Origin of the sequence: Rhodococcus sp. NPDC076796 (genome assembly GCF_040702765.1) — a bacterium.
Lineage (GTDB): Bacteria > Actinomycetota > Actinomycetes > Mycobacteriales > Mycobacteriaceae > Rhodococcoides.
The window spans coordinates 1-13553 of the sequence record NZ_JBFBMS010000004.1 but is presented as its reverse complement, the minus strand read 5'-3'; the positions used below and the strand labels follow the sequence as shown (position 1 = coordinate 13553).

Annotated in this window: 10 protein-coding genes and 1 pseudogene; 3 read left to right on the top strand and 8 right to left on the bottom strand. The window is 64.5% G+C overall.

Annotation, left to right across the window (positions count from 1 at the left end):
• Positions 1-82: 82 nt before the first annotated feature.
• On the top strand, positions 83-988 hold the full coding sequence (locus AB0366_RS14045; RefSeq protein ID WP_121871655.1) for a cutinase family protein: 906 nt from the start codon (positions 83-85) through the stop codon (positions 986-988).
• Here AB0366_RS14045 and AB0366_RS14040 read toward each other — a convergent pair.
• Positions 967-2493 (bottom strand): MFS transporter, encoded by a 1527-nt coding sequence (locus AB0366_RS14040; RefSeq protein ID WP_366244471.1) that lies wholly within the window; start codon positions 2491-2493, stop codon positions 967-969. The genes AB0366_RS14045 and AB0366_RS14040 overlap by 22 nt on opposite strands.
• A 239-nt stretch (positions 2494-2732) precedes the next feature.
• Here AB0366_RS14040 and AB0366_RS14035 point away from each other — a divergent pair.
• Positions 2733-2930: pseudogene (locus AB0366_RS14035) on the top strand (putative quinol monooxygenase); the annotation flags it as partial.
• On the opposite strand, the gene AB0366_RS14030 reads toward AB0366_RS14035, so the two are convergent.
• The 3 genes from AB0366_RS14030 to AB0366_RS14020 all read right to left on the bottom strand — a co-directional run bounded on the left by AB0366_RS14030 (position 2865) and on the right by AB0366_RS14020 (position 5985).
• On the bottom strand, positions 2865-4367 hold the full coding sequence (locus AB0366_RS14030) for a phage infection protein (RefSeq protein WP_366244470.1): 1503 nt from the start codon (positions 4365-4367) through the stop codon (positions 2865-2867). The pseudogene AB0366_RS14035 and the gene AB0366_RS14030 overlap by 66 nt on opposite strands.
• Positions 4368-4454: 87 nt before the next feature.
• Entirely contained in the window at positions 4455-5069 is a 615-nt protein-coding gene (locus tag AB0366_RS14025) for a histidine phosphatase family protein (RefSeq protein ID WP_366244469.1), read from the bottom strand.
• A gap of 4 nt (positions 5070-5073) precedes the next feature.
• Positions 5074-5985: a LysR family transcriptional regulator gene (locus AB0366_RS14020; RefSeq protein WP_366244468.1), complete on the bottom strand. Its 912-nt coding sequence runs from the start codon at positions 5983-5985 to the stop codon at positions 5074-5076.
• Positions 5986-6067: 82 nt separating this feature from the next.
• On the opposite strand from AB0366_RS14020, the gene AB0366_RS14015 reads away from it, so the two are divergent.
• A complete protein-coding gene (locus AB0366_RS14015; RefSeq protein WP_366244467.1) occupies positions 6068-7294 on the top strand; it encodes an MFS transporter in 1227 nt (408 codons plus the stop codon).
• Here the strand turns inward: AB0366_RS14015 and AB0366_RS14010 are convergent.
• The 4 genes from AB0366_RS14010 to lysX form a co-directional block, all read right to left on the bottom strand.
• Entirely contained in the window at positions 7283-7732 is a 450-nt protein-coding gene (locus AB0366_RS14010) for a DUF4190 domain-containing protein (RefSeq protein ID WP_366244465.1), read from the bottom strand. The genes AB0366_RS14015 and AB0366_RS14010 overlap by 12 nt on opposite strands.
• A gap of 182 nt (positions 7733-7914) precedes the next feature.
• Positions 7915-8919, bottom strand: coding sequence for a beta-ketoacyl-ACP synthase III (locus tag AB0366_RS14005; protein WP_032378786.1), 1005 nt, complete (start codon positions 8917-8919; stop codon positions 7915-7917).
• A gap of 100 nt (positions 8920-9019) precedes the next feature.
• Positions 9020-9916: an alpha/beta hydrolase gene (locus tag AB0366_RS14000; protein WP_366244464.1), complete on the bottom strand. Its 897-nt coding sequence runs from the start codon at positions 9914-9916 to the stop codon at positions 9020-9022.
• A 109-nt stretch (positions 9917-10025) separates the two neighbouring features.
• The gene (gene lysX / locus AB0366_RS13995; RefSeq protein ID WP_366244463.1) at positions 10026-13337 is read right to left on the bottom strand and encodes a bifunctional lysylphosphatidylglycerol synthetase/lysine--tRNA ligase LysX; all 3312 of its coding nucleotides are present in this window, start codon (positions 13335-13337) and stop codon (positions 10026-10028) included.
• Positions 13338-13553: the final 216 nt, after the last annotated feature.

Genomic DNA, 13553 nt, shown 5'->3' with positions numbered 1-13553 from the left:
TAGGCATCTGATGGTCACAGGCCGCTGTCATTGTGGTGATCGAACAACGAAGCGTTCGATCACCCAGTGAGGCCCCCTCCCCATGAGTGTCAAGAAGATCTGCGCCGGTATCGGCGTTGCTGCAGCTGTTGCTTCCGGACTGGTCGTCGGAACGGCATCACCCGCCGCCGCCGACCCAGCCGATTGTCCGACGATGTACGTCGTGGCCATTCCGGGCACATGGGAGACCAGCTCGGGCGCGGCCCCGAAGCCGGGGATGCTCACCGACGTCACCGATCGTCTCGGTAGCGACATCCGCACCGACTACGTCTCGTATCCCGCCACCGCGTTCCCCTGGGAGGGCGAGGTGTACGGGCAGTCCCGTGCCGAGGCCGTCGCCAACGCGGGCGGGATGCTGAAGGCCATGGCGGATCGTTGCGGCGCAACGAAACTCGGCATCATCGGGTACAGCCAGGGAGCCGACGCGGCAGGCGATCTCGCCGCCGCCATCGGCACCGGAGTGGGCGTCGTGCCCGCGGACAAGGTGGTGGCGGTCGGCTTGATCTCCGACCCGAAGCGCTCCGATACCGATGCTCTGGTGGGGCCGGCCGTGGTCGGAACCGGTGTCGGCGGACCCCGCGTCGGCGGATTCGGCTACGTCAGCCCCGTGGTGCGGACGTTCTGTGCCGTCGGCGATCTGTACTGCTCGACACCCAAGGACGATTACGTCGCGCGGCTGGCCGGCTTCTTGGCCGTGTCGTCCAACCCGGCGCCGAACGTCGCCGATCAGTATTCGCAGGAAGCGCAGTCCCTGATCGCGGATCTCGCAGCAGCGGGTGGTTTGCCGGTGCTGCAGGGCCAGCTGTCCGATCAGGCGAACGCACAGCGTCAGCGTGAGATCGAGGCGTTCTACCGCTCCGGTATCCACCAGGAGTACCAGAGCTACGACGTCGGGAACGGCCAGTCCGCGACGCGGTGGTTGGCGCGCTACCTCGCCGATGCGGTCTGACGGCGTAGCAGCACGAAGACGGTAGCTGCACTGACGGCCATCAGGCCAGCGCTCGCGCCCGACGCCAGATTGAAGCCGTCGATGAACGACGAGTTCGCGACGGCAGTCAGCTGCGAGGCGAAAGGCTCCGGCAGGTAGTCGGCGACGGCGACGGCACCGCCGATGGTCTCTCGTGCCGGATCGGCGATCTCTGCAGGCGTCTGCGCGGGGATGGCGTCGTCCATGCGGTGGCGGTAGACGGTACTGCCGATCGTGCCGAGGATGGCGATGCCGACGGCGCCGCCCAATTCGGCTCCGGTTTCTGACAATGCCGATGCCGCACCGGCCTTTTCAGGGGCTGCGGCGGTGAGCACGATGTCGGAGTTGAGTGTCGAGGCGGCACCTATTCCGAACGTCAGTACGGCCATGCCGGTGAGCAGTAGCGGCAGTCCCGAGTCGGCGCTGACGAATGCCATTGCCGTGCAACCGATGGCGATGGCCAACAGTCCGCCCGCAATGATCGTGCCTGTCCGGATCACCTTGCTCAGCGTCGGTGCGAGCACGGCACCGGCCGCGGCGGCGACGGCGGGAATGAGCAGCCACAGACCGGCTTCGAGCGGCCCCAACCCGACGACGAGCTGGAGGTACTGGGAGGCGAAGAGGCTGAATCCGGTCATGGCGAAGATGACCAGGAACTGCACCACTACCGCTGCGCTGAAGGCTCGTTCGGCGAACAGCGTGACGTCGATCAGCGGGTTCGCGGCCTTGCGCTGCCGGAGAACGAACAGCGTGCCCAGCGCCAGCCCGGCCAGCGCGCTGACGGCTGCTGCGGTGTCGATTCCTTCCTGCGCGCCGTGTTTGATGGCGAAGACGATCGAGAGCATCGAGGCGATCGCGAGCACCACGCTGATCGGATCGAATCTGCCGGGGTCGGCGTCCTTGAACTCGGGGACCAGGAGTGGGGCCGCGACGAACAGCACGATCATGATCGGGATGTTGATCAGGAACACCGAACCCCACCAGAAGTGCTCGAGCAGAACACCTCCGATGACCGGCCCCACCGCGGCACCGCCCGCGAAACCGGCGGTCCACAGGCCGATGGCTTCCTTGCGTTGGGTTGGATCGTGAAACATGTTGCGTATCAGGGACAGTGTGCTCGGAGCGATGGTGGCTCCACCGATTCCCAGTAGTGCCCGCGCCACGAGCAGCATCTCGGGGGAAGTGGAGAACGTCGCGGCGAGTGACGCGGCACCGAAGACGACGGCTCCGATCATGAGCAGGGTGCGTCTGCCGATCCGATCGCCGAGCGAGCCCATCGTGATGAGGAGGCCGGCGAGCAGAAATCCGTAGATGTCGAGAATCCACAGCGTCTGGTTGCCGGTGGGTTCGAGATCGGACGTCATGAACGGCAGGGCCAGATACAGCACCGACATGTCCATCGACACGACGAGAATCGGCACCACCAGCACTGCGAGGCCGAGCCAATCCTTCCTGGTGGCGCGTTGGTCGGCTGCCGTCTGGCTCACTGTGACTTCCCTTCCCGAATGGACACCTCAGCTTAGGGGGGTCGGGAGTACGTTCGGTGAAGAAGAGAGTGTCTCGCCGAACGAAGGAAACATCACCTCATGACCAACGATAAGAAGGTCGTCGCCGAGGCACGGAACGAAACCTGCGCGCCCGAATGGGCCTCTAGGAGTCCACTCGATGTGCCATTGACCCCCAAAAAGGCCACCAAATGTCACATTGAGTACCCGTGGGGGGCGGTCAGGAAGACGGGAACATCTCCTACGAGCTGTTCGAGTCTGCGGTGGAGGCGGGCACCTTCATCACCATCGAGGTGTGGAAGTCGCAGGAGGACCTCGACGGTCACATGCAGACCCCGCATCTGCAGCAGGCGTTAAGCGAGTTCGGTGCCCATCTCGCGGCTCCGCCCGGCATCCATCCGCTCCGACCTGTCGGCTGAGTCACCCCGCGCGCTGACGTACACGAGCGCCGAGACCGCCAGCAGAGCCGCTGTTGCACCGATCGCGAGCCAGCCGGTCCCGCTCATCTCGCCCGACGCGATGATGCGGGCACCGGCGGCGGTGTAGCTCATCGGCATGAACGCCGCCAGATCGCCCCAGATCGGTGCAGTCGACGCGTATGCGAACCCGCAGACGACGACCTGCACCACGAGGGCGACAACGTTGACGATTTGGCCGACCACGGCGCCGAGCACCCGTTGAACCGCTCCCGCTGCGGCGAGGTATGCCGCGGCGGAGACGATCAGGAAGACACCTGCGCCGAGCACGGGCCCGAGGGCCGCATCGGTGGCGAAGGCGAACGCGACGGCCGCGCTGATGCCCACCGCGGCGACGGCTGCAACCACCGAGAACACCCGTGGGCTGCTGTCCTTGCCGAGTACTCGCACGAGGCTGACGCATCCGAGGGCTCCGAGAGCCACCAGTGCCGCGATCAGATACGGGGTGGCACCGGTGCCGGTGGACGTCGTCGTGGCCGCGAGATTCTGGTCCGTGGTGGCGTCGTCGGTCGGGGACGCACCCGGCGGGAGTGCCGCGGAGGCGTCGCGCACATTGGTGGCGATGCCGCTGACGATTCCCTCGACCGGTCCGACGGCCGTCACGAGTTGATCGGTACCTGCCTTGAGCTGCTGTCCGCCGTCGTCGAGCTGACCGAGTCCGTCACGCAGCTGGACGGTGGCGTCGCCGAGCTGCGCCGTGGCACCGAGGAACTGACTGTTCGGATCGTTGAGTTCGGAGGACAGCTGCTGCGCACCGCCCTTGAGGGTCTGCAGCTGGGCGAGGGTGTCGGGCCCGAACGCCTGCGTGTTCAGCGTGTCGATGACCCCGCGGATCTCGCCGGAGATGGCGTCGGATCCGGGGTGCGGGAAGCGATCGACCTGGTCTGCGGTGGCGGCGAGTTTCGCGGTGAAATCTGCCTGCAGAGCGCCGAAGCCGGTGAGCTGGTCGACAACCTGGTCGACGCCACCGCTGATCTGCGACGCGCCGTCCCCGAGCTGACCTATCCCGTCGCGGTACTGCCCGAATCCGTCGGCGAGCTGAATGGTTCCGTCGTGTGCCTGGGTGATGCCGTCGGCGAGCTGCCCGACGCCGTCGTTGAGCTGCGTTCCGCCGTCCGTCAGCTGGCCGATACCGCTGGAGAGAAACGTGATGGGCAGAGATGCGCTGTTCAGGCTGCTCCTGGCCGCGGCCAGAGGGTCCGCCGTCTGCTGGTCCGGTGCCGGTGCCTGCTCCGTGTCTGCGACGACGGTGGTGGTGGCCGTGGATTCGCCGCCGAGGTCGTAGCCGGTGCCGAGTGCAGAGGCACCTACCGCCACCAGAGGAAACGCCAGCGCAGTGAGAGCAACGGCAGGACGTCGGAAGATACGCAATTCACCCATGATGAGTTCGAGGCTAACTGCCAGGTGGGGCCTCGCCGACCACTCGATGACCGTCGAGGCCCCGTTTCATGCCCTCTACCTGGGAGTTTAAGAGCTCTCTGTGGATTGCCGGTTGCGGGGCAACAGGTCCCACACATGCTCGGTCTCGTTGACCGAGGAGACCGACCTCGTGCCACTGCGCGAGAACAGCACACGCGTCACCGAGCAGTAGTCGATCGGAAAGCCGAGCACCTTCGGGGTCTGCAGAATGTCCTGCAGCAGGATGTTGATCACGCCGCCGTGGGCGAAGAGCGCCACGGTGTCGGTGTGTGCGCTCGCCGAGACGATATCGCCGACACCGGCCAGAACTCGCTGCCGAAACGCCTGCTCGTCGACCTGCTCGGGCAAATGACCGGCCTTGATGCGATCGAAGGCCTCACGGAACTCGGTCTTGGCCGACTCGATCGGAACGTAGCCGCCGAAATCGCGATCGTATTCGGTCAGGCGATCGTCGGGTTCGACTGTCAGACCGAGCCGATCGGCAAGGGGTTGCGCAGTCTGGACGGCCCGCAGCTGCGAACTCGAGACGACTCGGGAGATCGGGAACCGGGTCACGGCACCCGGTACTCGCTGGGACTGTTCGACGCCGAGTTCGGCGAGAGCGGGATCGGCCGAGGTCTCCGACCGTTGCGGGAGGGCATGCCGCACCAGAACCAGTTGCATCGACTCACCTAATCACGAGTGTGCGACCGCTGCGCAGCACCATCGATCGAAATGCTGCCACCTGACGCGGCGAATCGGCCTGTGGATTCCACACCATGCCGATTCGCCTGCGTGCGGCCGGTTGGGTGAGTCCGATGTCCACGGTTCCACCCTCGCCGCCATGCGCACGGATTCGAGGCAGGATGGCTATGCCGAGACCGGCCCCGACGAGTCCGCGCACCGTGTGGGTGTCCTGCCCCTCGAAGGCGATGCGCGGGGTGAAACCGGCGTCCGCCCACAGCTCGTCGCAGATCGATCGCATCCCGAAACCGTGGCCCATCGCGATGTAGTTCTCGTCGGCGGTGTCGGCCAGATCGACCGATCTGCGTGAGGCGAGGCGATGATCGGCCGGAACCACAAGCATCAGCCTCTCGTCGTAGAGCTGGAACGAATTGTTTTCGGTGTGTTCTGCGCTGAGGGAGACGAACGCCAGGTCCGAGACGCCGGCGGCGAGACGGTCGAGGCAGCGTGCCCGGGCACCCTGGTCCAGATCGAACGTGACGGCCGGGTGGTCGACGCGGAACTGCCGGATCAGCGCCGGTACGACGTCCTCGCCCAGGGTGTTCTGAAACGCCACCGCTATTCGGCCGCGGGCCCGGGCGTCGTGCTCGGTCATGGCGTCGATGCCGGCGTCGATATCGCTCAACGCCCGCTGGAGATAGGGAATCAGCACTCGGCCGGTGCTGGTGAGCACGATCCCGCGGCCGCGTCGTTCGACGATGTCGACGCCCAGAATCGCTGAGGCTCGGGCGACCTGCCGACTGACGGTGGGCTGTGGAACGCCCAGCACGTGGGCCGCGTCGGTGATGTGTTCGGTGTCGGCCACCGCGACGAGGGTCGGCAGCAGCGGCAACAGCTCGATCGCTTCTTGGCGCATCATCAAAGCATATCGCTGGTGTATCAGTTGGGTGCATTTCATGCATTGGACGAATACCGGGAGCGCTTCTAACGTGATCTGCATGACTACGACGCGGCCCGAGGTCCTCGGATGGGAGGGACACCCCAGGGGATCGCGCGAATACCGCCGGCTCGTGTTGGCGCTGCTGTTCGCCGGAATCGCGACGTTCGCTCAGCTGTATTCGGTGCAGGGAATCCTGCCGCTCATCGCCGCCAACCTCGACATCACACCGTCGCAGTCCTCGCTCGCCGTCGGACTCGCGACGGTCGGCGTTGCGGTGTCGGTGATTCCCTGGTCGGTGGCGGCCGACCGCATCGGTCGTGTCCGCGCCATGACGGCGTCGATCCTCGTTGCCACGACGCTGGGTCTGCTGGTTCCGCTCGCGCCGTCGCTCGAAGTGCTCTTGGTCGTTCGATTCTTCGAAGGTGCTGCGCTGGGCGGTCTTCCGGCCATCGCGATCGCGTACCTCAGTGAAGAAGTCCATCGGAGTCACACGGCCCTTGCTGCAGCGACGTACGTGTCCGGCACGACGCTCGGCGGACTGCTCGGCCGCATCGTCGCGGGACCCGTTGCGGAATACACCAACTGGCGTATCGGCACCTTGACCGTGTCGGTGATTGCTGCGTTGGCTGCCGCACTGTTCGTCTGGCTCGCACCGAAGCCGCGAACGACTTTGGTGCACAGCCAGATTCGTGACCTACCGGGCCGGCTCTGGATGAACCTACGTGAACCGGGGATGGCGGCACTCTACGGCCAGGGTTTCCTGCTGATGGGCGGCTTCGTCGCGATCTACAACTACCTCGGATTCCGTTTGGAGGCCGTGCCTTTCGGGCTCCCGCAGTCTCTGATCAGCCTGATCTTCGTGGCGTACCTCAGCGGTACGGTGTCCTCACGGGTAGCGGGGAATCTCGCGACGAAGCACGGCCGGTCGGTGGTCCTCGCCGGATCCACCGCGACGATGATCGCCGGAGTGGCCCTGACGATGGCGTCGAACCTCGTCGTCATTCTGACCGGCCTGGTGATCCTGACCATGGGATTCTTTGCGGCCCACGCCATCGCGTCGGGATGGACCGGACAACGCGCAGTCCACGGCCGCGCACAGGCAACGTCGCTGTACAACCTCTTCTACTACGGCGGATCGTCGATAGTCGGATGGATCGGCGGCGTCGTGTTCCAGTCCCTGGGATGGAACGCGTTGGCGCTGTTCGTCATTGCGTTGGCACTGATCGCAGGCATCTGGGCAGCATGCCTGAACGGCCGATTGGCGAAGCCTGTGTCAGTAGGTTGAAGTGTTTGCGGCAGCGATGGCAAAAATGACGATCGCACCCACGATGACGATGACGAACAGTGCGATCGAGACATACCCGACGATCAGTCCCGCCGTCGCGAACCCGGATCCGCCTTCACCGGTGCGCTTGATCTGACCACGTGAAATGTGGCCACACACCACAGCGCAGACCGACGCAACCAACGGAATGAACGTCAGACCGAGAATCGCCAACACGAGCGAGACAATCGCCAACGTGTTGGTCGCCGCAGGGGCCTGATACCCGCCGACATAGGGCGCACTCCCGTACTGGGGATTGGGGTACTGGGGGTTTTGGTATTGGGGGTTCTGATACTGCGCGTTCGGATTCTGATAGGGCGGGTACTGCTGCCCGCCGTACGGCTGATCCTTGTTCGCTGCGTCGAACGAATCGCTGCCTTCACCCTGCGGATAGCCCATGGCGGGAGTGTGACACCTGGAGACAGCCGTCGCAACCGTTCTCTCTCGATCACCCACACCGGTCCCCCAGAGTCCACTCGATGTGCCATTGACTGCCGAAAAGGTCACTGAATGTCACATCGAGTGCACTGCGGGGTTCGGGTGCACTCGGGAATCGGGTGCAGCCGGGTGTGGATCGGCGACTACAGGTTGGGGAGTTTGACAACCTGTCCGGCGTAGGAGAGTCCGGCACCGAAGGCGAGGAGCAGTGCGGTGTCTCCTGCTTTTGCTTTGCCGGTACGCAGTAGTTCTTCCATGGCCAGGGGGATCGAGGCTGCCGAGGTGTTGCCGGTTTCGGCGATGTCGTTGGCGACCGGGGTGCCGTCGGCGAGGTTCAGGCTTTTGGCCAGGAGTTCGGTGATGCGGCTGTTGGCCTGGTGGGGGATGAAGGCGTGCAGTTCGTCGGTTTTGATGCCGGCGACGTCGAGGACTCGCTGCGCGGCTTTGCCCATTTCGAATGCGGCCCAGCGGAAGACGGAGATTCCGTTCATCCGGATCCAGGGTCGCTCGAGGCCTTCTTCGGTGATGTAGTCGTACCAGTCGGTTGTCTGGACGATGGCGTCCGATTGCGAGCCGTCGGAGCCCCAGACGGCGGGTCCGATCTCGGTTTCGTCGCTCTGTCCGACGACCACGGCACCGGCGCCGTCGGCGAAGATGAAGCGGGTGGTGCGGTCGTATGGGTCGGTGGTGACGCTGAGCTGTTCTGCACCGATGACCAGGACGTACTTTGACGTTCCTGCCTTGACCAGGTCCGATGCAACGGCGAGGGAGTAGCAGAAGCCTGCGCAGCCTGCGCAGATGTCGAATGCGGCGGGCCCCTTGGTGCCGAGTCCGTGCGCTACTTTCGCAGCTGCTTGGGGTGTCAGTTCGAGATGCGTCGAGGTGGCGACGATGACGGTGTCGACTTGGTCGGCCGTGATTCCGCTGGCCTCGAGGGCCTTACGACCTGCCGCGATGGACATCTCCACGACATTTTCCTTGGGATCGGCGAAGCGCCGGTTCTTGATTCCCGAGCGGGTCTGGATCCACTCGTCGCTCGAGTCGATGAATTCACAGATCTCGTCGTTGGTCACGACTCTCTCGGGGCGGTGAACGCCGAGTCCGAGTAGTTTCGACTGTCGTCCCTGCGTCGTGCTGATCGCACCCATCTTCAATTTCCTCTCGTGCTACCGCGCCATCGCCGAGCTTCGGCTCGGGTCTTGGGCTGCGGGCTCGGTGACACACGTTACGTGCGTCGCCGCGAGGAGTTCACACCAGTTCGGCGATGAGGGCTGCGACCTCGGCGGGTTTGTCGATCATGGCGTGGTGATGGGCGGGCATGACGACGGTGAACTCGGCGCGCAGATACGCGGCGAGCTTGCGTTGAGTCTTGATCCATCTCTTGCCCCACGGGGAGGGTCGGCCGGTGTGGGCTGCGGCGACGATGACGGGCACATCGAGTCGGAACTGCTTACGGATGCGGTTGAGTTCGACGGTGAGATCGGGGTAGACGACGTCTTCGACCAGTGCGGCTGCGAGGTACGTAGGTCGGCGATAGATGTCGTCGACCCAGTCGAACGTCTCCTGCGGTGTGCCGTCGGGCGGTGTCGCCTGGTTGAGGACACGGCGCACACGGGGTCCGACCAGCTGTTGCAGACCGGTCTTGGTGAGCACCGCCGCGATCAGGTGTGCGGTCTCGACGCGTACGGCAGCCGGGATGAAACGTCGGGGATCGGATTCGGCGCTGGAATCGAGGAGCAGGACTCCGCGGATGCGCGACGGGTACAGGCGGGCGACGGCCTCTGCATAGAAGCCGGCAATCGAATGACCTGCGACGACGGCAGGTTCGGTGACGCCGAGTGCGTCGAGAACTCCGATGATGCGGTCGGCTTCGCCTCGGACGGTGGGCGTGGCTCCGGCCGGAAGTGGATCGCTGAGTCCGAAGCCGGGTCGGTCGATGACCACGACGTGGTGTTCGGCCGCGAGGATGTCGACAGTGTCCTGCCAATCGAACCAATTGCTTCCCAGTCCGCCGCACAGGGCGACCGTGGGACCCGATCCACGGACGAGAATATGCAGACGCTGGCCATCGATTTCGACGTATTGCCCGGGCGGATGTTTCACGGGAAACAACGCAGTGGGCTCGGTGCTTGCTGCGCGATCCATGTTCTCTCCAGGGCGATCTGCGTGACGTGATTCCGGTTTTCGCCACTGTTTACAGTCATCTTCCCTGTTTTCTGGCCGACCGTCCACTCGACGGAGGCAGGCGCGGACGTCATTGACGGGGTTTGGCCAGCGGGAACGCCAACGTTTCGCGGATGCTACCTCCGGTGATGAGCATGACGACCCTGTCGACGCCCATGCCGAGACCACCGGTCGGCGGCATTCCGTGCTCGAGCGCCTGCAGGAAGTCCTCGTCCAAGCTCATTGCCTCCTCGTCGCCGCCCGCCGCCAACAGCGACTGTTCGGTCAGGCGCTGCCGCTGATCGACGGGGTCGGTCAACTCGCTGTAGGCGGTGCCCAGCTCCACACCCCACGCGACGAGATCCCACTTCTCCGCGACGCCCGGAATGCTCCGATGCGGCCTCGTCAACGGCGACATCGACGTCGGGAAGTCCTTGTAGAAGGTGGGGAATTCGGTGTAGTCCTCGACGAGGTGCTCGTACATTCCCTGCGCGACGGCCCCTGCATCCCAATTCTTTTCGTACGGAATGTCGTTCTCGTCGCACAGGCGTTGCAGCTCGTCGAGTGGGGTCGACGGTTCGACGGGAACGCCCAACTTCTCGGCGACGGCACCGTGCAGTGTCTTGACGGGCCACTCGCCGGAGATGTCGATCTCGATCATCTCCCCGTTCGGACCGTCGGGGCGCAGGATGATCTCGCGGCCGTGCGCGGCGACGGCAGCTCGCTGAATCAACTCGCGGCACAACACCATTGCGCGTTCGTAGTCGCTGTGGGCCTCGTATGCCTCGAGGATCGTGAACTCGGGGTTGTGTTTGAAGTCCGCTCCTTCGTTGCGGAACACGCGCCCGATCTCGAACACCTTCTCCATGCCTCCGACGCACAGGCGCTTGAGATACAGCTCCGGGGCGATTCGCAAGTAGAGATCGAGGTTGTAGGCATTGATGTGGGTGACGAACGGTGCGGCGTTCGCCCCGCCGTGCACCTGCTGCAGAATCGGTGTTTCGACCTCCATGTACCCGCGCTCTCCCAGCGAATCACGCAGGGATTTCACCACATTCGAGCGTGCAATCATCAGAGCACGAGCATCCCGATTGATCGCCAGGTCCACGTACCGCTGCCGGACCCGAGCCTCGGGGTCGGTGAGACCGCGGTACTTGTCCGGCAACGGATGCAGGCACTTGGCGTTCATGCGCCAGTCGGTGGCCAGCAGCGAGAGCTCGCCACGCCTGCTGTATCCGATGGTGCCGCTGACCTCGATCAGGTCACCCAGGTCGAAATCGGCATCGAATTCTTCGATTCTGTCGCCGACGCGTTCGCGGTCGAACAGCACCTGGATATCGGCCGACCAGTCACGGACGACGGCGAAGGACACGCTGCCGTAGTCACGTATCCGCAGAACACGGCCCGCGATTCGCACCGTTGTCCCCTGCGGCGATGCCACCGCTGCCTCGACCGTGTGCGTCGGGGGATAGGCGACGGGATAGCCCTCGGTGCCCTCGCGTTCGAGGCGATCGAGTTTCGACATGCGCACGCGCACCTGGTCGGGACGCTTTCGGCCCGGTGTCGGCTCGTCCGGGACGCTGTCGGGGCCCCTGCCGTCGGGATGAATGTCGTCGGCGTCGGCCAGAGCCGCGGGCACCGCCACGTGGGAGCCGGTGTGCTTCGAGGCGCGTCGGAAGGTCGGGAGGGTCAGGAAGCCTTCGGCGATGGCCGACGCGACGCCGACCTTGGGCAAGACCCGATTGTCGGCGAAGCACAGGTAGCGCGGCTCCCATTCCGGAAGGTACTTCACGTTCGAGCGATACAGGGCCTCGAGCTGCCACCACCGGGAGAAGAACACCAGCACGCTGCGCCAGATTCGCAACACCGGCCCGGCACCGATCCGGCTGCCCTCCTCGAACGCCGCGCGGAACACCGCGAAGTTCAGCGAGATCTTGCCGACCCCGAAATGATCTGCGCTGGTAGCGAGCTCGGTCACCATCAGTTCGATCACCCCGTTGGGCGACGCCGGGTCGCGGCGCATCAAATCCAGCGACGCGCCGGTACGACCCCACGGCACCAACGAGAGAACACCGATTACCTTCTCACCCTGAACTGCCTGCACCAGAAGACAATCGCCGTCGAGCGGATCACCCAACCGGCCCAACGCCATCGAGAAACCACGCTCTGTCTCGGTATCGCGCCACGCATCCGCGCAGGCAATGATCTCCGACATCTCCTCCGACGAAATCTCCCGATGACGACGCACGGTGACCACGACACCCGCTTTGCGAGCCCGGTTGACCGCCTGACGCACGGGGCGCATCTCGCGTCCATTGAGGTTGAAATCTTTGGTTTTGAGGATTGCTTCGTCGCCGAGTTCGAGGACGCTCAGCCCGGCCCGCTTGTACGCGGTGGCCCCGATCTCGCTGGCTCCCATGACAGCTGGGGTCCAGCCGTACTTCTCGGCCAGGTCCAACCATTCCGAGATCGCATGCGGCCACGCCTCGGGGTTGCCGATCGGGTCACCACTGGCCAGACACACACCGACCTCGACGCGATACGTCACCGCCGCCTTGCCACTGGTGGCGAAGATGACGCCCTTGTCGCGGCGGGTTGCGAAGTAGCCGAGGGAATCGTCGGCACCCCATTTGTCGAGCAGACCACGCAGCGCGGACTCGTCGCGACCGGTGAGCGCGTTGCTCGAACGCTGGGACCGAAACAACGTGATGACCGCTCCCAGCAACGCCAACGCTCCGAACAGACCCAACGCCGTGTTCACGATGCCGTTCGGCCTGCCGTCGAACTGCTCGTTGTCCACCGTCGCCAACGCCGTCACGCGATTGAACGCCCACAGGAACGTCTGACTCTCCGGCAACGACCCGGGGAACAACGCAACCAGCGCCCAACCGATCACCGTCCCGATGGCAGCGCCCAGCACGAGCACCCCCAGCGCCTTCCACACCGCACCACGACGCACCCGCGTGTAGAACTCCTTGCGCGCAGCGATCAACAACCCCGTCGCCACGACATGCACAGCCAGTGCAACCCACGAATTGACGTTCTTCTCCGTGATGCCCTCGACCACGTTGGTGATCGCCAACAACACCAGATAGATCGTCAGCAACCACCACGCAATGCGCTTGCGACTCGCCAACGCCGCCGCCAACAAACCGACCACCAGCGCCCACGACAAACTCGTATCGGGAGCATCGAAGTAATAGTTGTCCACGTACTCGCGAGGAACGTGAATCAGGAAACGAAGAGTCGGCGACAGACTCCACAGAAACAACAGCACCGCGAACACACCGAGCACCAACCCCGCGATATGGGGCACCTCGCTCAACCGACCGCGCACGGGTGGCACGAACGACCGCGGAGCCATGGACCCGGACCGCTCCGAGGGAACTGCTGTCGCCGTCATATCTCACTCCCGAAGTCAGAATGCACTTGCAACATAGACGGTATCCCCGCCGACCCCAGTGAGTTGCCCATTGCCCGCACCCCCGCCCACTCAATGTGACCTTCAGTGGCCTTTTCGGCAGTTGCACCGCTCCCCAGAAGTTGGACTGAGTAATTCAGTTCCGACTACTGGGGAGCGTGTGTATGCGTGCACGAAGTTCACTTACCGAGGATCAGA